At 52.7% G+C, this 21298-nt stretch carries 27 protein-coding genes; 16 read left to right on the top strand and 11 right to left on the bottom strand.

Going from position 1 to position 21298, the window contains the following annotated elements; translation table 11 throughout:
- Positions 1–12 precede the first annotated feature (12 nt).
- The 5 genes from ACLD3P_RS00910 to flgB are packed head-to-tail and all read right to left on the bottom strand — an operon-like array spanning position 13 to position 3561.
- Positions 13–768: a flagellar basal body rod protein FlgF gene (locus ACLD3P_RS00910; RefSeq protein WP_000349278.1), complete on the bottom strand. Its 756-nt coding sequence runs from the start codon at positions 766–768 to the stop codon at positions 13–15.
- Between the two features lie 20 nt (positions 769–788).
- On the bottom strand, positions 789–2000 hold the full coding sequence (flgE, locus tag ACLD3P_RS00905; protein WP_000010567.1) for a flagellar hook protein FlgE: 1212 nt from the start codon (positions 1998–2000) through the stop codon (positions 789–791).
- A 26-nt stretch (positions 2001–2026) separates the two neighbouring features.
- Positions 2027–2725, bottom strand: a complete 699-nt coding sequence (gene flgD / locus ACLD3P_RS00900; protein WP_000020450.1) for a flagellar hook assembly protein FlgD — start codon at positions 2723–2725, stop codon at positions 2027–2029.
- Positions 2726–2736: 11 nt separating this feature from the next.
- Positions 2737–3141, bottom strand: coding sequence for a flagellar basal body rod protein FlgC (gene flgC, locus ACLD3P_RS00895; protein WP_001196448.1), 405 nt, complete (start codon positions 3139–3141; stop codon positions 2737–2739).
- Between the two features lie 3 nt (positions 3142–3144).
- Positions 3145–3561, bottom strand: coding sequence for a flagellar basal body rod protein FlgB (flgB, locus tag ACLD3P_RS00890; RefSeq protein ID WP_000887043.1), 417 nt, complete (start codon positions 3559–3561; stop codon positions 3145–3147).
- 156 nt (positions 3562–3717) lie between these two features.
- Between flgB and flgA the strand changes: the two genes are divergently transcribed.
- From flgA to flgN, 3 genes are all read left to right on the top strand, one after another.
- A complete protein-coding gene (gene flgA / locus ACLD3P_RS00885; protein ID WP_001194086.1) occupies positions 3718–4377 on the top strand; it encodes a flagellar basal body P-ring formation chaperone FlgA in 660 nt (219 codons plus the stop codon).
- Positions 4378–4468: 91 nt separating this feature from the next.
- Complete coding sequence (flgM, locus tag ACLD3P_RS00880) at positions 4469–4762, top strand: flagellar biosynthesis anti-sigma factor FlgM (RefSeq protein ID WP_000020893.1); 294 nt, start codon at positions 4469–4471, stop codon at positions 4760–4762.
- 4 nt (positions 4763–4766) lie between these two features.
- Complete coding sequence (gene flgN / locus ACLD3P_RS00875) at positions 4767–5189, top strand: flagella biosynthesis chaperone FlgN (RefSeq protein ID WP_000197547.1); 423 nt, start codon at positions 4767–4769, stop codon at positions 5187–5189.
- An 81-nt stretch (positions 5190–5270) separates the two neighbouring features.
- Here flgN and murJ read toward each other — a convergent pair whose 3' ends face one another.
- The 4 genes from murJ to rimJ all read right to left on the bottom strand — a co-directional run bounded on the left by murJ (position 5271) and on the right by rimJ (position 9300).
- A complete protein-coding gene (gene murJ / locus ACLD3P_RS00870; RefSeq protein WP_001537775.1) occupies positions 5271–6806 on the bottom strand; it encodes a murein biosynthesis integral membrane protein MurJ in 1536 nt (511 codons plus the stop codon).
- A 301-nt stretch (positions 6807–7107) separates the two neighbouring features.
- Positions 7108–8031, bottom strand: coding sequence for a Gfo/Idh/MocA family protein (locus ACLD3P_RS00865; RefSeq protein WP_131046404.1), 924 nt, complete (start codon positions 8029–8031; stop codon positions 7108–7110).
- A 1-nt stretch (position 8032) separates the two neighbouring features.
- A complete protein-coding gene (locus tag ACLD3P_RS00860) occupies positions 8033–8680 on the bottom strand; it encodes a YceH family protein (RefSeq protein ID WP_131046405.1) in 648 nt (215 codons plus the stop codon).
- Between the two features lie 35 nt (positions 8681–8715).
- Complete coding sequence (gene rimJ / locus ACLD3P_RS00855) at positions 8716–9300, bottom strand: ribosomal protein S5-alanine N-acetyltransferase (protein ID WP_000468204.1); 585 nt, start codon at positions 9298–9300, stop codon at positions 8716–8718.
- Positions 9301–9536: 236 nt separating this feature from the next.
- Here rimJ and mdtH point away from each other — a divergent pair, with 236 nt between their 5' ends.
- The 10 genes from mdtH to ACLD3P_RS00805 all read left to right on the top strand — a co-directional run bounded on the left by mdtH (position 9537) and on the right by ACLD3P_RS00805 (position 16945).
- Positions 9537–10745 carry a multidrug efflux MFS transporter MdtH gene (mdtH, locus tag ACLD3P_RS00850; protein WP_000092178.1) on the top strand — a complete coding sequence of 403 codons (1209 nt, stop codon included), beginning with the start codon at positions 9537–9539 and terminating at the stop codon, positions 10743–10745.
- A gap of 63 nt (positions 10746–10808) precedes the next feature.
- Positions 10809–11456: a glutaredoxin 2 gene (gene grxB, locus ACLD3P_RS00845; RefSeq protein WP_000780893.1), complete on the top strand. Its 648-nt coding sequence runs from the start codon at positions 10809–10811 to the stop codon at positions 11454–11456.
- Positions 11457–11580: 124 nt separating this feature from the next.
- Positions 11581–12141: a lipoprotein gene (locus ACLD3P_RS00840; RefSeq protein ID WP_000713057.1), complete on the top strand. Its 561-nt coding sequence runs from the start codon at positions 11581–11583 to the stop codon at positions 12139–12141.
- A 102-nt stretch (positions 12142–12243) separates the two neighbouring features.
- Positions 12244–13290 (top strand): dihydroorotase, encoded by a 1047-nt coding sequence (gene pyrC / locus ACLD3P_RS00835; protein WP_023203491.1) that lies wholly within the window; start codon positions 12244–12246, stop codon positions 13288–13290.
- 73 nt (positions 13291–13363) lie between these two features.
- A complete protein-coding gene (dinI, locus tag ACLD3P_RS00830; protein ID WP_001217763.1) occupies positions 13364–13609 on the top strand; it encodes a DNA damage-inducible protein I in 246 nt (81 codons plus the stop codon).
- A gap of 289 nt (positions 13610–13898) precedes the next feature.
- Positions 13899–14153, top strand: coding sequence for a biofilm formation regulator BssS (gene bssS, locus ACLD3P_RS00825; protein WP_000414441.1), 255 nt, complete (start codon positions 13899–13901; stop codon positions 14151–14153).
- 112 nt (positions 14154–14265) lie between these two features.
- Entirely contained in the window at positions 14266–15384 is a 1119-nt protein-coding gene (solA, locus tag ACLD3P_RS00820; protein WP_411006615.1) for an N-methyl-L-tryptophan oxidase, read from the top strand.
- A gap of 40 nt (positions 15385–15424) precedes the next feature.
- Positions 15425–15538 (top strand): YceO family protein, encoded by a 114-nt coding sequence (locus tag ACLD3P_RS00815; RefSeq protein WP_001253282.1) that lies wholly within the window; start codon positions 15425–15427, stop codon positions 15536–15538.
- A 262-nt stretch (positions 15539–15800) separates the two neighbouring features.
- A complete protein-coding gene (locus ACLD3P_RS00810; RefSeq protein WP_001159784.1) occupies positions 15801–16373 on the top strand; it encodes a cytochrome b in 573 nt (190 codons plus the stop codon).
- Positions 16370–16945: a YceI family protein gene (locus ACLD3P_RS00805; RefSeq protein WP_000739886.1), complete on the top strand. Its 576-nt coding sequence runs from the start codon at positions 16370–16372 to the stop codon at positions 16943–16945. The genes ACLD3P_RS00810 and ACLD3P_RS00805 overlap by 4 nt, the downstream gene beginning before the upstream one ends.
- A gap of 51 nt (positions 16946–16996) precedes the next feature.
- On the opposite strand, the gene ACLD3P_RS00800 is transcribed toward ACLD3P_RS00805, so the two are convergent.
- Positions 16997–18049 carry a rhodanese-related sulfurtransferase gene (locus ACLD3P_RS00800; RefSeq protein ID WP_079928069.1) on the bottom strand — a complete coding sequence of 351 codons (1053 nt, stop codon included), beginning with the start codon at positions 18047–18049 and terminating at the stop codon, positions 16997–16999.
- A 219-nt stretch (positions 18050–18268) separates the two neighbouring features.
- On the opposite strand from ACLD3P_RS00800, the gene ACLD3P_RS00795 reads away from it, so the two are divergent.
- The 3 genes from ACLD3P_RS00795 (at position 18269) to ACLD3P_RS00785 (ending at position 21015) form a co-directional block, all read left to right on the top strand.
- Positions 18269–19189 carry a Kdo(2)-lipid IV(A) acyltransferase gene (locus tag ACLD3P_RS00795; protein WP_000163973.1) on the top strand — a complete coding sequence of 307 codons (921 nt, stop codon included), beginning with the start codon at positions 18269–18271 and terminating at the stop codon, positions 19187–19189.
- A 155-nt stretch (positions 19190–19344) separates the two neighbouring features.
- Entirely contained in the window at positions 19345–20559 is a 1215-nt protein-coding gene (gene mdtG, locus ACLD3P_RS00790) for a multidrug efflux MFS transporter MdtG (protein ID WP_000075053.1), read from the top strand.
- Between the two features lie 81 nt (positions 20560–20640).
- Positions 20641–21015, top strand: coding sequence for a MysB family protein (locus tag ACLD3P_RS00785; RefSeq protein ID WP_000180050.1), 375 nt, complete (start codon positions 20641–20643; stop codon positions 21013–21015).
- Here ACLD3P_RS00785 and ACLD3P_RS00780 read toward each other — a convergent pair whose 3' ends face one another.
- Positions 21016–21243, bottom strand: coding sequence for a YceK/YidQ family lipoprotein (locus ACLD3P_RS00780; protein WP_411006616.1), 228 nt, complete (start codon positions 21241–21243; stop codon positions 21016–21018).
- Between the last annotated feature and the right edge of the window lie 55 nt (positions 21244–21298).

Here is a 21298-nt window from a genome sequence, read left to right as displayed (position 1 = left end):
AAATGTCCTGTATTAACTCATCGACAGCAGTTGGTTAGCTCGCCCTTCGTTCTCATCTACGCTGGTGATAACCTTCATCTGCATTTCAAAACGACGTGCGTTGGCGATCATGTCGGTCATGGCTTCAACCGGCTTGACGTTACTGCCCTCCAGCACGCCCGACATAATGCGAATTGACGGGTCGGCGGCCAGTACCGCCCCGCGTTCAGCCTGTGCCTCGGCGGTAAGGCGGAATAAACCGTCATCGCTCCGCTGCACCTCATTGCCTTCCGCTTTGACCAGCTTCAGTCGCCCAACGGGCGCCACCGTGTTTGGCGGGTCGCCGGGATTGAGCGCGGAGATCGTGCCGTCTGCCGCAATGGTGATTTCCGACCCTTCAGGAACGGTAATCGGGCCGCCTTCGCCGATAACCGGATGTCCCTGAATGGTTAACTGCCCGGTCGGGCCCACCTGGATATTCCCGTTACGGGTATATCCTTCAGCGCCATCCGCCGCTTGCACTACCAGCCAGCCGTCCTGCTGTAACGCAACATCCAGCGGGCGTGAAGTGTAGTCCAACTGACCTGGGGTCATATCCGCCCCCGGCGTCGATGCCGTAACCAGCGTACGCGTCGCTAAAGAGAGGCCATCAACGGGCACCGCGCGTAGCGCGTTAAGCTGTGCACGAAAGCCCGGCGTTGAGGCATTAGCCAGGTTACTGGCCGTTACCGCCTGCTGGTTAAGCGTCTGGCTGGCCGCCCCCATGGCGGTATAAATTGCGTGATCCATTAAGCTATCCCGTCAGGCGCTTAGCGCAGGTTAACCAGCGTATTGAGGATCTGGTCCTGGGTTTTGATGGTCTGCGCATTCGACTGGTAGTTACGCTGCGCGACGATCATATTCACCAGCTCTTTACTCAAATCCACGTTAGAGGCTTCCAGCGCGCCGTTCGTCAGCTTACCGAAGTTGCCGGAACCGGCAGTCCCCAGCAGCGCAACCCCGGAGGCCTGCGTCGCCGCCCAGACGTTATCGCCCTGGGATGCCAGACCTTCGTTGTTGGCGAAGTTAGCCAGCACTATCTGCCCCAGCACCTGCTCCTGCTCGTTGGAGTAGTTGCCAACCACGGTGCCGTCGTTGTTAATCTGGTAGCTCACCAGGTCGCCAGGCTTATAGCCGTTTTGATTGGTGGCGACGATGTTGTTAGCCCCGGTGTTCTGCTGCATGGAGTTAAGGAAGCTGAGGGAGAAAGTGGCTGCTGTCGCGCCATTAATCGTACCGGTGGTGATGTTCACCGTACCGCCAGACTCCAGAATCCCGTTTTCATTGAATTTCAGCGTAGTGGACGCCGTTGTTGGCGCAGTGGCTGCAGGATCGCTGCTGTCATGGGTGTACACGGCCCATTCATTATCTTTGGTTTTCACAAAATAGACGTTCATGTCATGGGCATTACCCTGGCTGTCATAAACGGTGACGGTGCCTTTTTTGTTATACGAATCCGCATCACTCACGCTAAAGGGCGTTTTAGACGGTACAGGGTCCGTTGAGTTCAGGTTGATCTGCATTGACGCGGTGGTGGTCGATTTCGCCGCCATCAGCGTGTTCGGAATGGTGATCGGCGCAGGATTCGCCCCCTGCTGAATGGTCGGCGGCGTACCGGTGGCCGGATAGCCGGTCAACTGCATCCCCTGCATATTGACCAGGTTACGGTTCTCGTCCAGTTTGAACTGGCCGTTGCGGCTATAGAACACGGAACCGTTGCTGTCTACCAGGCGGAAAAAACCGTTCTGGCTAATCGCGACATCCAGCCCGCGCCCGGTGTTCGTTGTCGTACCGTCGGTAAAATCCTGGGTAATCCCCGCCACTTTTACGCCCAGCCCCACTTTGGAACCGGCGAACATATCGGCAAATGATGCCGTACCGGACTTAAAGCCATAGGTGGCGGAGTTGGCGATGTTATTACCGATAACATCAAGGTTGGTGGCCGCAGCGTTCAGGCCGCTAACCGCTTGAGAAAAAGACATGACTGACTCCTGATAAGTGTAAGGGCTTAGATTATTTGCCGAACTTCGTCGAGTGTGGTGGTGCCGTAGGTACCCAGATCCAACAGGTTGCCGTTACTGCCCTTCGTCACGCCCTGTACCAGAGCGAATTGCAGCGGCTGCGCCACCAGTTGCGTCCCGCCATTGCTGGCGGTAATCGCAATGTTGTAAGAACCATTCGGTACCGTTGTTCCGTCCGTTTGCTTACCATCCCAGGTAAAGGTGTGTACCCCGGCTCGCAACTCACCGATCTCCAGCGTCCGTACCACCCGGCCATCTTTATCGGTAATGGTTGCCGTCACTTTGTCCGCAGGCTGTTGCAATTCCACGCCAAACGGCGTCGTGGACGTCACGGCCCCTTCTTCCGCGCCTTTACCCGCCAGAATTGTGGTGCCAGGCACCATAACGCCATGTCCAATCAGCGTGGTCGCCTGTAGGGACTGACTATTATCGATTTGCCCGGAAATAGCCCCCAGCGTCGTATTCAGTTTTTCAATGCCGCTCACGGTACTGATTTGCGCCAACTGTGTCGTTAACTCATTATTTTGTAATGGGTTAGTCGGGTCCTGGTTCTTCAATTGCGCGACCAGTAAGGTCAGGAAACTGCTTTGCAGATCGGCAGCGTTGCTTCCGGTCATCGACCCGCTGCCGGTCGTCGTTTTGACGCCCGTGTTGGTCGGGTCATTCATATTTACGGCAATAGACATACGCGCCTCCTTTACTGGCCTAATGTCAGCGTTTTAAGCATCATGCTTTTTACGGTATTCAGGACTTCGATATTTGCCTGATAGCTGCGCGAGGCTGACATCGTGTTAACCATTTCGCCGACCACATCGACGTTGGGCATTTTGACGTAACCATTAGCGTCCGCCAGCGGGTTGCCTGGCTCATAAACCAGCTTTTCCGGTGCCTGACTTTCAATCACGCTGGCGACCTTTACCCCGCCAGTGGCTTGACCCGGTGCGGCATCCACCTGAAAAACCACCTGTTTGGCGCGATAAGGCTGTCCGTCCGGGCCGGTGACGCTATCCGCATTCGCCAGGTTACTGGCCGCAACGTTCAACCGCTTGGACTGTGCGGCAAGCGCCGATCCGGCAATATCAAAAATGTTTAACAGCGCCACGAATTAGTTTCCTCCCTGTAGCACATTCATCATGCCTTTGAGTTGGCTACCCAGAACGGTAAGCCCCATCTGATATTTGAGACTGTTATCCGCAAACTGCGTACGTTCCCTGTCCATATCTACGGTGTTACCATCCAAAGAAGGCTGATCGGGTACGCGGTAAAGCAGATCCACTGCGGGAGAAGAGACCGCCTGGGCGGGAATATGGTGAGAGGAAGTCAACGTTAACGCGACGCCGCCGGTTTCTTCCCGTCCACGCACCATCACCTTTTTTAACTCACTGGCAAAATCAATATCGCGCGCCTGATACCCCGGCGTATCGGCATTGGCGATATTCGCCGCTAATATTTCCTGACGTTGCGCGCGCAGATTTAGCGCTTCCTGCTGAAATCGTAAGGCGGCATCGAGCCTGTCGAGCATATCTCCTCCGCAAATGGCAAAATTCAGCCGACAGCTTAAATGCCTTCACGCGCGCGTTATCGCCGGAATAAACGCAAAATGCGTCGCTATTTATTGCGTTGATGCTTGCTTCACACGGGTAGAATCCTGTCATGACATCAACCAGGGGGAAGTACCATGCAAACGTTAAAACGAGGATTCGCCGTGGCGGCTTTGCTGTTCAGCCCCCTGACAATGGCGCAGGACATCAACGCCCAGCTGACCACGTGGTTTTCCCAGCGTCTGGCTGGCTTCAGCGACGAGGTGGTTGTCACGCTCCGTTCATCGCCCAATCTGCTACCGAGCTGCGAGCAGCCAGCCTTCAGCATGACGGGCAGCGCGAAGCTGTGGGGCAACGTCAATGTGGTGGCGCGCTGCGCCAATGAAAAACGTTATTTGCAGGTGAATGTGCAAGCGACCGGCAATTATGTCGCCGTTGCCGCGCCCGTCGCGCGCGGCGGAAAATTGACGCCGGCCAACGTCACGCTAAAACGTGGCAGGCTGGATCAGTTACCGCCGCGGACGGTACTGGATATCCGTCAGATTCAGGATGCCGTCAGTTTGCGCGATCTCGCTCCCGGGCAGCCGGTACAGCTTACGATGATACGTCAGGCCTGGCGCGTCAAAGCGGGGCAACGAGTACAGGTCATCGCCAATGGCGAGGGGTTTAGCGTCAATGCGGAAGGTCAGGCGATGAATAATGCCGCCGTCGCGCAAAATGCGCGCGTACGCATGACATCGGGTCAAATCGTGAGTGGAACCGTCGATTCTGATGGGAATATTCTTATTAACCTATAATTGTGTAAAGATTTTGTCGCGGCTGCCGATGAGATATTCAACCATGATGGTAGCTGGCCGCTACAACGTAACCCTCGATGAGGATAAATAAATGAGCATTGACCGTACCTCACCTTTGAAACCCGTTAGCACTGTCCAGACGCGCGAAACCAGCGACACGCCGGTACAAAAAACGCGTCAGGAAAAAACGTCCGCCGCGACGAGCGCCAGCGTAACGTTAAGCGACGCGCAAGCGAAGCTCATGCAGCCAGGCGTCAGCGACATTAATATGGAACGCGTCGAAGCATTAAAAACAGCTATCCGTAACGGTGAGTTAAAAATGGATACGGGAAAAATAGCAGACTCGCTCATTCGCGAGGCGCAGAGCTACTTACAGAGTAAATAAGCGTATGACTCGTTTGTCAGAAATACTTGACCAGATGACCACCGTCCTGAATGACCTGAAGACGGTGATGGACGCCGAGCAACAACAGCTTTCCGTAGGCCAGATTAACGGCAGCCAGCTACAGCGTATTACAGAAGAAAAAAGCTCGTTGCTGGCGACGCTGGATTATCTGGAACAACAGCGCCGTCTGGAGCAGAACGCGCAGCGTAGCGCAAACGATGACATTGCAGAGCGCTGGCAGGCGATTACCGAAAAAACGCAGCATCTTCGCGACCTCAACCAGCACAACGGCTGGCTGCTGGAAGGGCAAATTGAGCGTAATCAACAGGCGCTGGAGGTGCTGAAACCTCACCAGGAGCCGACCTTGTACGGGGCTGACGGTCAGACTTCCGTCTCTCACCGCGGCGGTAAAAAAATTTCTATCTAATCATTGCCGGATGGCGACGTTGCGCCTTTCCGGCCTGAATGCCTTGTAGGCCTGATAGCACAGCGCTATCAGGCACTGAATTTACGCCGTCCGGCGAACAAACTCTTTCACTTTAAAGCCCAGCACGGCAAGCGCGGCGAAATAGGCCGCGATACCCGCGATCACTACCGCCATCAAACGTAGCAAACGCCATAGCATCGACCCTTGCGACCACTCCGGCATAATATGCAACACGCCGAACAATACGGCGGCCATCACCAGTACGGAAATGATCAGACGCATCAGGAACCACATCCAACCCGGTTGTGGCGTAAAGATATTCTGTTTGCGCAGTTGCCAGTACAGCAGCGACGCATTGAGACATGCCGCCAGACCAATAGAGAGCGACAGTCCAGCGTGTTTCAGCGGTCCAATAAACGCCAGGTTCATTAACTGAGTCATGATTAACGTCACGATGGCGATTTTCACCGGCGTTTTAATATCCTGGCGAGAATAGAAGCCCGGGGCCAGCACTTTTACGACGATCAAGCCAATCAGCCCCACCGAATAGGCGATTAACGCCCGCTGCGTCATTGCCGCATCAAAGGCGGTGAATTTACCGTACTGAAACAGCGAGACCGTCAGCGGCTTCGCCAGAATGCCTAACGCTACCGCGCTCGGCAACGCCAGTAAAAAGCACAAACGCAGCCCCCAGTCCATCAGGCGGCAGTACTCATCATGATTGCCGCTGGCAAAGCTTTTCGACAATGACGGCAACAGGATGGTCCCCAATGCCACGCCCAGCACGCCGGACGGGAACTCCATCAACCGATCGGCATAGTACATCCATGAGACCGAGCCGGAGGCCAGAAACGAGGCGAAAATGGTATTGATGATAAGGGAGATCTGACTGACGGAAACGCCCAAAATCGCCGGCCCCATCTGTTTGACCACCCGCATCGCCCCAGTGTCGCGAAAGTTAATGCGCGGCAGCACCAGCATACCGATCTTTTTCAAATACGGAAGTTGATACACCAGTTGCAGCACGCCGCCGACGGTGACTGCCCAGGCTAACGCCAGCACCGGCGGATTAAAGTATGGCGCGGCGAATAATGCAAAACCGATCATGCTGATATTAAGAAATGTCGGCGCAAAAGCGGGAATAGAGAAGCGATTCCAGGTGTTGAGAATGGCACCAACCAGTGAAGCCAGCGAGATCAGCAGAATATAGGGAAACGTAATCCGCAGCAGTTGCGTCGTCAGCGCGAATTTATCCGCAGTATCGGCAAAACCCGGCGCGGTTACCATAATCACCCACGGGGCGGCCAGCATACCGGCCACCGTCACGACGGCCAATGCCAGCGTCAACAGGCCGGAAACGTAAGCGACAAAGATCCGCGTCGCTTCTTCACCCTGCTTGCTCTTATATTCCGCCAGGATAGGCACAAAGGCCTGAGAAAAAGCGCCTTCGGCAAAGATCCGGCGTAGTAGATTGGGGAGTTTAAACGCCACAAAAAAGGCGTCGGTCGCCATCCCTGCGCCAAAAATTCTGGCGACAATCGCATCACGGGCAAAGCCCAACACGCGTGAAAACATAGTCATCGAGCTGACGGCAGCCAGCGATTTCAATAAATTCATTTCTTTTGTATTCCAGACCCTGGCGTAAAACTCCTGCATGGCTGATCCATCGACCGGATAACGCATTCTGCCGTATCCGGCTGTATCACCGCGCCTGACGGCGACGTCAAAACGTCTTATCAGGCCTTACAGACTCCCCACGGTTTGCCATTATTCACTGTGAAAAGAGGTATTATGTAGAGTGGGCATATATACCCGCCATACTTCGAGCTGCATGTGCGTTAGCTTTTCTGCAACTCGAATTATTGAGGGTATAGTACCTGGATTACGATGAATTACTACCGCCAGATGTTACAGAGGGTTATTCGCTGATGGCGTCCCGCCACAGCGCCTCCACGACGCGCTGGGCCAAAATCGCCTGCTCCCCCGCCGTTTCCGGAACCGTCTGATTTTGTACGCAGTCAATGAAATGCCGCGCGCATCCGACAAAACCACGCTGTTCAAGCGTCGTTTGCCAACCAGGAATGGGTTTGATGAGAATACCCTGCCCGCGCTCTTCGCGCCATTCACGCATATCCGTCACGTCATACAGCCCGCCGTCGGTGACGGCCTGGACCGATTCACGCTGACTTCCGGCGCGCCGGTGCATACTGGTGGTAATTTGTAGTTTGTCGGCGGAAAAATGATGTTCCGCATAGCACATTTCGCCGGACTCGCTGGTGAGCAACGTGCCGCAGGCAAGGCGCGCCTCGCCGCCCGCCAGCCACAGAGCGGTATCCACGACATGCAGATAGTCATCGAGCAAAGTAAAACGTAAGTCGTGCGGCCCGATGCTATCGGTACGATGTTTATCCATACGCAGTGACGCCGCAGTGCCGAGGCGCATCTTCAGTTCGCGGTACAGCGGCGCGAAACGGCGATTAAAGCCAACCATCAGCGTCAATTTTTTTTGCGCCGCCAGCGCCACCAGCCGTTCGGCATCACGTAGATTTTCCGCCAGCGGTTTATCCACGCAAACATGGACGCCGGCATTGAGAAGTTCGCTGACCACGGCATAATGGCTTGCGGTACTGGAGTGGACGAAGACCGCATCGCAGCCGGACGCTAAATTCGCCAGCGAATCCACATACGGTATGCGCCAGCTTTCGCAGATACGTAAGGCTTTATCCCGCGAAGGAGACCAGGCGCCCTGTAACGTCCATCCGGCGGTGTTGGTTAATACCGGCAGCCAGGCCTTCTGCGCAATACCGCCTAATCCGACAATGCCAATCCGTAATGTTCTCACATTACTCTCCCAGGTGAGCTAACAAATAATCCAGCCGCTGCTTTAACTCCGCCACTTCGCTCTCCAGCGCTTCGACGCGCGACTGAAGATCGCCCGACGCACTTTTCGGCGCAGACGTCTGGAGAGACAGTTCATCGACGTCGCCGCAAAAAAGGTGCATATAACGGCTTTCGCGCTTACCCGGTTCACGCGCCAGACGGACGACATACGGGCCGTCCTCACGGCTGGCAAGCCGTTCCAGCGTGGATTCAACTTCCGCCATATCGCTGAATTCATGCATCCGCGACGCCCGGCTACGCAACTCGCCGGGCGTTTGCGCGCCGCGCAGCAGCAGCGTAGTGACAAGCGCCACTTCCGCCGCGCTAAGTTTCAGATCGCCAAATTCGGAATTACAGAAACGCTGTTCATATTTGGTGACGCGATTGCCAAACCCGCTGACCGTACGCAAAAAGTGGCGTTTCACCAGGTTATCGAGCTGTTCTTGTACCTCTTGTTCCGTCAGGTTCATCACCGGTTCACGGTTGGTTTTCTGATTACAGGCTGTCACCACCCCGTTGACGGAAAGCGGATACTGTTCCGGCGTTGTCACCTGCTTTTCCAGCAGACAGCCAATCACTCGCGCTTCAGTGGCGGTTAATTCATATTTCATCGTTTTCTCCCTTTGCCTCTCATTCCGTAAGCCGCTCAACGCCCCGGCGTCCATAACGGCGTGGTTAACGCCGTCAGGACATGGTCGCGCCATTGTCCATCAATCAACAGGTAATCTTTCGCATAGCCTTCTTTTTCAAAGCCAAGCCGCGCCAGCAACGCGCCGCTACGTTTGTTGTGCGGCATATAGTTCGCCATGATACGGTGGATATGCTGAGTGCGCTGCATATAGCGAATCGCAGCGGTTAAGGCTTCAAACATCAGCCCTTGCCCCTGCCACTTCTGCGCAATGGAATAGCCCAGATAACAGGCATGAAAAGAACCGCGCACCACATTGGAAAAATTCGCCACGCCGATAATTTCTTTTTCTTCCGGATCAAGTAGCGCGAAATAGAAGGCGGAGCCCTGTTTGTGAAATTCACCGATCATTCCCAGACGCGCCTGCCATCCTGAAGGATAACAATGACTTTCATCTCGGACCGGTTCCCAGGGTTTTAAAAAATGACGATTTTCCGCGTAATAATCGGCCAGACGCCAGGCATCACGCTCATGCACTAAACGTACCACCAGACGATCGGTGGTTAAGCGCACTTTTGGCACGTTACTACGATAGCCAAACATTCTATACCTACTCCTTCCTGTAACGTCTTCAGCACGCCAGTAACATTACTATACCTGCGCAACCAGGCTCTGTGAAAAGCGCAAATCGTCATTTTTTGAATTGCTGCCACATTTTGATGAAAACTCTCGATTAAAAAGGACTTTTGATAAAAAAATATTGTCCCGCTAACGGTAGGAAAAAACGAAACGCCGCCGCAGAATAGAAGACGCTCATCTTTTATTTCCCGGGAGGGGAAATGTCGCGCGTCTCGCAGGCGAGGAACCTGGGTAAATATTTTCTTCTCATCGATAACATGTTAGTGGTGCTGGGTTTTTTCGTCGTCTTCCCGCTCATCTCTATTCGCTTTGTCGATCAAATGGGGTGGGCTGCCGTAATGGTAGGGATCGCGCTCGGCCTGCGCCAGTTTATTCAACAAGGTCTGGGCATTTTTGGCGGCGCCATCGCCGATCGCTTTGGCGCGAAACCGATGATTGTCACCGGTATGCTGATGCGCGCCGCAGGCTTTGCCACCATGGGTATCGCGCATGAGCCCTGGCTCTTGTGGTTTTCCTGCTTTCTTTCCGGTCTCGGCGGTACGCTTTTTGACCCGCCGCGCTCAGCGCTGGTGGTCAAATTAATTCGTCCGGAGCAACGGGGCCGCTTCTTCTCTCTGTTGATGATGCAGGACAGCGCGGGTGCGGTGATTGGCGCGCTGCTGGGAAGCTGGTTGCTACAATACGATTTTCGTCTGGTCTGTGCGACAGGCGCTATTTTGTTCATATTATGCGCCCTTTTCAACGCATGGCTGCTTCCGGCCTGGAAGCTATCAACGGTCAGAACGCCGGTGCGTGAAGGAATGCGCCGCGTCATGAGCGATAAAAGGTTTGTCACCTACGTGCTGACGCTGGCGGGCTACTATATGCTGGCGGTACAGGTCATGTTAATGCTGCCGATTATGGTAAACGATATCGCCGGTTCGCCTGCTGCCGTGAAATGGATGTACGCTATTGAGGCGTGTCTCTCGCTGACGTTGCTCTACCCGATTGCCCGCTGGAGCGAAAAGCGTTTTCGGCTGGAGCATCGGCTGATGGCCGGTTTGCTCGTCATGTCGCTGAGCATGCTCCCCATCGGGATGGTGGGCAATTTACAGCAGCTTTTTACGCTTATTTGCGCTTTCTACATCGGCTCGGTTATCGCCGAACCGGCGCGCGAAACGCTCAGCGCGTCGCTCGCGGACGCGAGGGCGCGGGGAAGCTATATGGGCTTTAGCCGTCTGGGATTAGCCATTGGCGGCGCGATTGGTTATATCGGCGGTGGCTGGTTGTTTGATATGGGTAAAGCGCTTGCGCAGCCTGAACTACCGTGGATGATGCTCGGTATTATCGGTTTCATCACCTTTTTGGCTTTAGGCTGGCAATTTAGTCATAAACGCACGCCGCGCCGCATGCTGGAACCCGGCGCCTGATTTGATACCTGTCGCTATCTCCTCCATACTGGTCAGATACCGACAGTCAAATGGAGGAGAAACGTGAAGCTTTATATTTACGATCATTGCCCTTTCTGCGTTAAAGCCCGCATGATTTTCGGCCTGAAGAACATCCCCGTTGAACTTAACGTGTTACAAAATGACGACGAGGCGACGCCCACCCGGATGATTGGTCAAAAGATGGTGCCCATCCTGCAAAAAGATGATAGTCGCTACCTTCCTGAAAGTATGGATATTGTACATTATGTCGACAACCTCGACGGCAAACCGCTGTTAACCGGGAAACGCAATCCAGCCATTGAAGAGTGGTTGCGCAAAGTTAACGGTTACGTTAATCAGCTACTGCTGCCGCGATTTGCAAAATCCGCTTTCGATGAATTTTCTACCCCTGCGGCGCGCCAGTATTTTATCCGCAAAAAAGAAGCCTCATCTGGCAGTTTTGACAACCATCTTGCGCACTCTGCCGGACTGATTAAAAAGATCGGCGATGATTTACGTTTGCTGGATAAACTCATCGTACAGCCTAACGCCGTTAACGGCGAATTATCGGAAGATGATATTCATCTGTTTCCGCTTCTGCGTAATCTGACGCTGGTCGCCGGTATCCACTGGCCGACAAAAGTCGCGGACTATCGCGATAATATGGCGAAGCAGACGCAAATTAATTTACTCTCCTCAATGGCTATCTAACTCCCGCCAGGCGGCAACCCTTTCTTGCCGCCTTTTTCAGCTTTTTCTAGTGGCGCCATGTCCGCTGGCGCGACATGCTGCTTTGTGTCAAGATTAGGGCACAGGCAACATGCTAAGGAACGCCATGAAAAAGTTTTTTTTTGCCGCTGCGCTGGTAGTTAGCGGCCTGTTAGTGGGTTGTAATCAACTTACGCAATACACCATTAGCGAACAAGAAATCAATCAAGCGCTTGAAAAACGGAATAATTTCTCAAAAGATATTGGTCTGCCCGGCATTGCCGACGCGCATATCGTATTGACTAACCTTGTCAGCCAGATTGGTCGGGAAGAGCCTAATAAAGTCACCCTTACTGGCGATGCCAGGCTGGATATGAATTCCCTGTTTGGCAGTCAAAAAGCGACGATGAAACTCAAGCTAAAAGCCCTGCCGGTCTTTGATAAAGAAAAAGGCGCCATCTATCTTCAGGAGATGGAAGTAGTAGACGCCACCGTGACGCCGGAGAAAATGCAATCGGTGCTACAAACGCTCCTGCCTTATTTAAATCAGTCTTTACGTAGCTACTTTAACCAGCGGCCCGCTTACGTGTTGCGTGAGGACAGCAGTAAAGGCGAAGCGTTAGCGAAGAAACTCGCGAAAGGCATTGAAGTTAAACCTGGTGAAATCGTTATTCCTTTCACCAATTGATATCGAGGGCGCGCTCGCGCCCTTTTTTTACGTGCAAACGAAAACGTTTCCGCTTATCCTTTGTTTCCGGCAAAAAGACTATTCCTCAGCCGGAGCTTATTAATGACTGCACCATCCCAGGTTTTAAAGATCCGCCGCCCGGACGACTGGCACGTTCACCTTCGCGATGGCGACATGTTAAAAACGGTCGTACCCTATACCAGCGAAATTTATGGTCGCGCTATCGTGATGCCGAACCTGGCGTCCCCCATCACGACCGTTGATGCAGCGATCGCCTACCGCCAGCGTATTCTCGATGCGGTGCCCGCCGGGCATGATTTCACGCCGTTAATGACCTGCTATTTAACGGATTCGCTCAATGCCGATGAACTGGAGCGTGGTTTCCATGAAGGCGTGTTTACTGCGGCTAAGCTTTACCCGGCCAATGCCACCACTAACTCCAGTCATGGCGTAACGTCAGTCGACGCTATCATGCCGGTACTGGAGCGGATGGAAAAACTCGGAATGCCATTGCTGGTCCACGGTGAGGTGACCCATGCGGAGGTTGATATCTTCGATCGTGAAGCGCGTTTTATCGACACCGTAATGGAACCGCTACGCCAGCGTCTGACCGCGCTTAAAGTGGTCTTTGAGCACATCACGACCAAAGATGCCGCGCAGTATGTACGTGACGGCAACGACTACCTGGCGGCTACCATTACGCCTCAACATTTAATGTTTAACCGTAATGATATGCTGGTCGGCGGCATTCGTCCTCACCTGTACTGTCTACCGATTCTGAAACGCAATATTCACCAGCAGGCGTTACGCGACCTGGTCGCCAGTGGTTTTACGCGCGCCTTCCTGGGGACGGATTCAGCGCCGCATTCACGTCATCGTAAAGAGACCAGTTGCGGCTGCGCCGGTTGTTTCAACGCCCCCTCCGCCCTTGGCAGTTATGCCGCCGTGTTTGAGGAAATGAACGCGCTGGCGCACTTTGAAGCGTTCTGTTCACTGAATGGCCCGCAATTCTATGGCCTGCCGGTGAATACGGGGTGGGTGGAACTGGTTCGCGATGAACAACAGGTACCGGAAAATATCGCGCTGGCTGATGATTCGCTGGTGCCTTTTTTAGCGGGTGAAACAGTACGCTGGTCAGTAAAAAAATAAAAAATGCGCTTACTTGTTGCTATATATTGGATTTAACTGTATATATATCCAGTATATTCAACAGGGGGCCATTATGCGTATTGAAGTCACTATAGCCAAAACGTCACCTCTGCCTGCCGGTGCGATTGATGCGCTGGCGGGCGAACTCTCCCGTCGTATTAGCCATCATTTTCCTGAGAACTTGGGTAACGTCACCGTGCGTTACGCTACCGCCAACAACTTGTCCGTCATTGGCGCATCAAAAGAGGACAAAGAACGCATTAGCGAGATTCTCCAGGAGACCTGGGAGAGCGCTGATGACTGGTTCATCAATGAATAAAAAATGATATGCAGTGATGTATGTTTGCCGGGTCGCCCCGGCTTTTTTATTTGCGCAACTGATGAATATTTCGCCTGACCGTCAAAATAATTGCACAACATCCTAAAAAAATATGAATGAACTGCCGCTTTATTGTTCATATAATTCTTAAAAAGAGAAATTTATCCTCCGGTCTCTTTAAAAACGCAGTGAATAGCCTTATTAATTGGTATACTGAAGTTGCTTCAGAAGAAAAACACGCATTGAACCTCGAGAACCGTTGTCTTATAACACGTACCAGGGGGGCATGATGGAAAAGAATAATGAAGTCATTCAGACCCATCCGCTTGTAGGATGGGACATCAGCACCGTCGATAGCTATGATGCGCTGATGCTGCGTTTGCACTACCAGACCCCAAATCGTCCGGAACCGGAAGGGACTGAAGTTGGTCAAACGCTCTGGTTAACGACAGATGTAGCCAGGCAATTTATTTCAATATTAGAAGCCGGCATCGCCAAAATAGAATCAGGTGATTACCAGGAAAACGAGTATCGTCGCCATTAGCGTGACGCGCTCCCCCTCTCTCAGGCACCGTAAGGTGCCTCACTTATTTCTGGCTTGTATATCTCAGCGCAGTTATTTACCCTGAAATCATCGCGATAGCAGAGAGAAGCTGATGAAATACGACCTTATTATTATCGGCAGCGGTTCGGTTGGCGCCGCCGCTGGTTATTACGCCACCCGCGCCGGGCTAAAGGTCCTGATGACCGATGCGCATATGCCGCCTCATCAACAGGGCAGCCATCACGGCGATACCCGACTTATCCGCCATGCTTATGGTGAAGGCGAAAAATATGTCCCACTGGTGCTTCGCGCCCAGGCGCTTTGGGATGAACTCTCCACACACAATGAAGAGCCTATTTTTGTCCGCTCCGGCGTCGTCAACCTCGGCCCGGCCGATTCCGCTTTCTTAGCCAACGTCGCACGAAGCGCGCAACAGTGGCAATTGAACGTCGAGCGCCTGGACGCGACGGCCCTCATGACGCGCTGGCCGGAAATTCGCGTGCCCGAAAATTATATCGGGCTGTTTGAAGCTGACTCCGGTTTCCTGCGCAGCGAATTAGCCATTACCACATGGCTTCGTCTGGCCCGAGAGGCTGGCTGCGCACAGCTATTCAACAGCCCGGTAAGCCATATTCATCATGATGATAACGGTGTGACGATAGAGACGAGTGAAGGCAGCTACCACGCCAGCAAGGCGCTAATTAGCGCGGGCACCTGGGTCAAAGCGCTGGTACCGGAGCTGCCCGTTCAGCCCTTACGTAAAGTTTTTGCCTGGTTTAAGGCGGATGGACGTTACAGCACTAAAAACCGCTTTCCGGCCTTTACCGGCGAAATGCCCAACGGCGATCAATATTACGGCTTCCCGGCGGAGAACGACGAGTTAAAAATCGGCAAACACAATGGCGGACAGCGAATACAGGCTCCGGAAGAGCGCAAGCCCTTTGCCGCCGTTGCCAGCGATGGCGCGGAAGCATTTCCTTTCCTGCGTAACGTACTGCCGGGTATCGGCGGTTGTTTACATGGGGCGGCATGTACCTATGATAATTCGCCGGACGAGGATTTTATTATCGATACGCTGCCTGGCCATGAGAACACGCTTGTCATCACTGGACTCAGCGGACATGGTTTTAAATTCGCCCCGGTGTTAGGAGAAATCGCTGCGGATTTTGCGTTGGGAAAAACATCCTCCTTTGATCTGACGCCGTTCCGGCTTTCCCGTTTTAGCCAATAATTTGTCGGCCCCGTAAAGGGGCTGTTTATTAAGGTAACCTATGCGCCGTCTCTTTCATTTTCTGATGAATAATATTCGCGAACATTTCATGCTTTACGTTATTCTTTGGTCGCTGCTGGCGGTGATGGATATTGTTTATCTCCTTTTCTTCTGATTGCTTTTCATTGACGTTAACTGACACTTCCTGAAAGTTCCTCACTTTTTATTTCATAACGTTGAAGCACGGCAATAATGCCAGTTCCTGCCATTGCGCGGTTATCAGGGGGAAATATCTCGAAACTTCTGAAGCTGAACCGCAAACAACATCAAAATTATTGAAATAAAAATAAATATCATTCAAATTCTTATTTATAAGTTGCATTCGGCGCTTTTCCACGCCATTTTCATTCTCTCGTGAAATATTCATTGGTGTGTTTATGCAATTTAAAAATACTCCACAGCGTTATGGCGTGGTTTCCGCCGCGCTCCACTGGCTGACCGCCCTGGTGGTCTATGGCATGTTTGCGTTGGGTTTATGGATGGTCACGCTCAGTTATTACGACGGCTGGTATCACCAGGCACCGGAAATACATAAAAGTATTGGCATATTACTGATGATGGCGCTGATCGTGCGTATTATCTGGCGGCTTTATTCTCCACCACCCGTTGCGTTGACCAGCTATTCCCGTTTAACGCGCGCCGGCGCCGCCGCGGGTCATCTCCTCCTGTATCTCCTGCTCTTTGCGATAATCATTAGCGGCTACCTGATTTCCACCGCCGACGGTAAACCGATTAGCGTCTTTGGCTGGTTTGAGATTCCGGCCACGCTTACGGACGCGGGCGCGCAGGCTGACATCGCCGGAACGCTGCATCTGTGGTTTGCCTGGTCGCTGGTCATTATCTCGCTCTCGCATGGGGTTATGGCGCTAAAACACCATTTCATCGATAAAGACGACACACTGAAACGTATGACAGGAATGTCGTCATCTGACTATGGAGCTCAAAAATGAAAAAAAACCTGCTGGGATTCACCCTCGCATCCTTGTTATTCACGACCGGTTCCGCCGTGGCGGCGGAGTATAAAATTGATAAAGAAGGCCAACATGCGTTCGTCAATTTCCGCATTCAGCATCTGGGCTACAGCTGGCTATACGGCACCTTTAAAGATTTCGACGGCACGTTCACTTTTGACGAAAAAAATCCATCGGCAGACAAAGTGAACGTGACCATTAACACCAATAGCGTCGACACTAACCATGCCGAACGTGACAAACACCTGCGTAGCGCGGAATTTCTTAATGTTGCGAAATTCCCGCAGGCAACCTTCACCTCTACCAGCGTGAAAAAAGAGGGCGATGAACTGGATATTACCGGCAATCTGACGCTCAATGGCGTGACTAAACCGGTGACGCTGGAAGCGAAGCTGATGGGCCAGGGCGACGATCCGTGGGGCGGTAAGCGCGCGGGCTTTGAGGCCGAAGGAAAAATTAAGCTGAAGGATTTCAATATAACTACCGATCTCGGCCCGGCCTCACAAGAGGTTGAGCTTATCATCTCAGTAGAAGGCGTTCAGCAGAAGTAACGCCTGGCGAAATGCCGGATAGCGGCCTTTACGCGGCTATCCGGCAAAATATTACTCAGCTGGATCGGGAATGCTCAGTTTGCTATTAAGCCGACCACGCGATTTATTAAAAATTTTGTTGCCGTTCTCGCGACCCGCACGACGTCGGCGCTGTTCTTCCTCCGGCAAGGCCAACTCTTCACAGCATTGTTCACTACAGCAGCCGTTAAATTTACTGGCGCACTGCGGACACTGGATAAACAGCAGATGGCAACCGTCATTTTTGCAGTTGGTATGGCTATCACAGGGCTCGCCGCACTGATGGCAATGCGCGATAACCTCATCCGAGATTCGTTCGCCCATTCGCTCATCAAATACAAAATTTTTGCCGATAAAGCGAACGGGAAGCCCCTGCTCGCGCGCGCGACGGGCGTACTCAATGATGCCACCCTCAATATGCCAGACTTTATTGAAACCGTTGTGTTTCATCCAGGCGCTGGCTTTCTCACAACGAATACCGCCGGTACAGTACATCACTATCTTTTTATCTGCATGTTCCCGCAGCATTTCAACCGCTTTTGGCAACTGTTCACGAAACGTATCCGCCGGGATTTCCAGAGCATTTTCGAAATGGCCGACTTCATACTCATAGTGGTTGCGCATATCAATAAAGACCGCGTCAGGATCGTCCAGCATCGCATTCACATCTGCCGCCTTCAGATAATCGCCGACATTACTGGCGTCAAAAGTCGGATCGTCAATACCGTCAGCGACGATACGGTCGCGAACTTTCATACGCAGCACCCAAAATGACTTTCCGTCATCCTCCAGCGCGATATTTAAACGCAGCCCGTCCAGCGCGGGGTCGAACGTATAAAGCTGTTGACGAAACGTCTCGAGCTTGCTTTGCGGCACGCTGATTTGCGCATTGATGCCTTCATGCGCCAGGTAAACGCGACCAAAAACGTCCAACGCCGTAAACACCTGATACAACGCGTCCCGCGTCTGTTGCGGAGAGGCGATAGTGAAATATTTATAAAAAGAAATTGTCGTACGCGGCTCGCTTTCCGCCAGCATTTTGGCTTTCAGCTCGTCATTAGAGATGCGGTTGTGTAACACTGGCATGGTGTACGTATCCTGCAATCAGCAAAAAATAAAGTGGGCAGGCATGATAAGGCAAGTCTCGCCAATTTACATCCACACATTTTGCGCTACATTTCCTGCTTTACACTAAATAATTAACAACAATTGTCGATTTAATCGCCACTCTCCTGCTACATATTTTTGCTCAACGCAAAAAGATGCGAGAATACGGGGAATTGTTCGTTGAAAGACAGGATAGAAATGACGAAGTTGCCTAAGTTCTCCGTGGCCTTACTGCACCCGCGCTATTGGTTAACCTGGTTGGGTATAGGCGCGCTTTGGTTGGTCGTGCAACTCCCCTACCCGGTCATCTATAAATTGGGTTGCGCATTAGGCCACCTGGCGCGACGCGTAATGAAACGCCGCGCGAAAATCGCCTATCGCAACCTTGAATTATGCTTTCCGGAAATGAGCGCGCAGGAACGCCACACCATGGTGGTCAAAAACTTTGAATCCGTCGGTATGGGCGTGATGGAAACCGGCATGGCCTGGTTCTGGCCCGATCGGCGAGTGAACCGCTGGATGGAAGCGAGCGGTCTGGAGCATATCCGTGAAGTTAAGGCGCAGGGGCTGGGGTTCATTCTGGTAGGAATACATTTTCTTACCCTTGAGTTTGGCGCCCGCATGTTTGGTATGCATAACCCGGGTATCGGAGTTTATCGCCCGAATGATAATCCGTTGCTCGACTGGTTACAGACCTGGGGGCGCTTACGATCCAATAAATCGATGTTGGATCGCAAAGATCTGAAAGGCATGGTTAAGGCATTGAAAAGCGGCGAATTGATCTGGTATGCGCCGGATCACGATTATGGTCCGCGCGCCAGCGTTTTTGTACCATTATTCGCCGTCGACCAGGCCGCCACGACCTCCGGTACCTGGATGCTCGCGCGCATGTCTAAAGCCTGTATTATCCCCTTCGTGCCTCGCCGTAAACCCGATGGGAAAGGCTACGAACTGATCATTCTTCCTGCGGAATATTCGCCTCCGCTGGAGAGCGCAGAAGCGACTGCCGCGTGGATGAATAAGATTGTTGAGCAGTGCATTATGATGGCGCCAGAGCAGTATATGTGGCTGCATCGCCGCTTTAAAACTCGCCCTGAAGGCGTACCGTCGCGCTATTGACAGGATTGCAGCCGTCAGGCTGCAATTTTTCCCCTCTTTTAGCTTTAAAAGCTCCCCACATTGCGAGGCTGGTAAGGTCGGCGCATAATTATAATTAGTACGCTCATAATTAAATTGATGATAGCGCAAACCGCGCTATCATACTGTGGAACGCTATGTCACCCTCTGATGTCCCCATAAACTGGAAACGCAATCTAACCGTTACCTGGCTGGGCTGTTTTTTAACCGGCGCGGCATTCAGTCTGGTCATGCCTTTTCTCCCTCTCTACGTTGAGCAACTCGGCGTAACAGGCCATAGCGCGCTCAACATGTGGTCCGGGCTGGTCTTTAGTATTACGTTCCTCTTTTCAGCTATCGCTTCCCCTTTTTGGGGCGGTCTGGCGGATCGTAAAGGGCGTAAGATCATGCTGTTGCGTTCCGCTCTCGGCATGGCCATTGTGATGCTGTTAATGGGCATGGCGCAAAATATCTGGCAATTTCTTATCCTCCGCGCGTTATTAGGCCTGCTGGGCGGATTTATTCCCAACGCCAATGCGCTCATCGCCACTCAGGTGCCGCGCCACAAAAGCGGCTGGGCGCTAGGAACGCTCTCTACTGGCGGCGTCAGCGGCGCTCTGCTTGGCCCACTTGCGGGTGGTCTGCTCGCCGATCATTACGGCCTTCGCCCGGTCTTTTTTATTACCGCCAGCGTTTTGTTTATCTGTTTTCTGCTCACCTTCTTTTTTATTCGCGAGAATTTCCTGCCGGTGAGCAAAAAAGAGATGCTTCACGTTCGGGAAGTGGTCGCCTCGTTAAAAAATCCCCGCCTGGTGTTAAGCCTGTTTGTCACCACGCTGATTATTCAGGTGGCGACGGGGTCTATTGCGCCCATCCTGACGCTCTATGTGCGCGAACTCGCGGGAAATGTCAGTAATATTGCGTTCATTAGCGGGATGATAGCGTCCGTTCCCGGCGTGGCGGCATTACTTAGCGCCCCCCGACTCGGCAAGCTCGGCGACAGAATTGGCCCGGAAAAGATCCTTATCGTCGCGCTGATTATTTCCGTACTGCTGCTGATTCCAATGTCTTTTGTGCAAACGCCGTGGCAGCTCGCGCTATTGCGGTTTCTGCTTGGCGCGGCGGATGGCGCGCTGCTGCCAGCCGTTCAAACTCTGCTGGTTTACAACTCTACCAACCAGATAGCCGGGCGCATATTCAGTTACAACCAATCTTTCCGCGATATCGGCAACGTCACCGGCCCTCTCATGGGCGCCGCAATTTCCGCGAGCTATGGCTTCCGCGCCGTATTCTGCGTCACGGCAGGCGTGGTATTGTTCAATGCTATCTATTCATGGAACAGCTTACGACGGCGCAGACTGGCAATAGAATGATTTTTGCGCTTTCATACTTGCAATATCACAGAATCAGCTATTCTTTCCCTAAATACCTCGTCAAATCAAAGGGAGACACTGATGACCATGTATGCCACGCTGGAAGAAGCTATCGATGCAGCCCGGGAAGAATTTCTGGCTGACCATCCAGGCCTCGAACAAGATGAAGCGAATGTGCAGCAGTTCAACGTTCAGAAATATGTACTGCAGGATGGGGACATCATGTGGCAGGTCGAATTTTTCGCCGATGAAGGTGAAGATGGCGAATGTCTGCCGATGCTGAGTGGTGAAGCCGCGCAGAGCGTGTTTGACGGCGATTATGATGAGATAGAGATCCGCCAGGAATGGCAGGAAGAGAATACCTTGCATGAATGGGATGAGGGGGAATTCCAGCTTGAACCCCCGCTCGATACCGAGGAAGGCCGTACTGCGGCAGACGAATGGGATGAGCGTTAATTACTCATAAGGCCCGTGGTGAATATCGAGCGGCAGTAGCAGTGTATCGAAGATCAGTGAGAAGGGCAGATCGAAGATAGTGATATAGCGCCATGCGGAATCACGCATATCCCACTGCACGCCAGGGTAATACTGGTTGCCGTGTCCTTGTCCGGGGATCGTTCTGCTGATAATACTGCCGCAGCCGCTCAGGGTAATTACCATTATGCTCACCGCGAATATACGCACCTGATACCTCATTTCACTATAAAAATACCGGCGTGATGCCGGTATTTTTCACCTC

Source organism: Salmonella sp. 741265073_HBA (assembly GCF_046569105.1).
Taxonomy (GTDB): Bacteria; Pseudomonadota; Gammaproteobacteria; order Enterobacterales; family Enterobacteriaceae; genus Salmonella; species Salmonella enterica.
The sequence above is the reverse complement of the archived record's forward strand: the minus strand, read 5'-3'. Positions and strand labels throughout refer to the sequence as shown.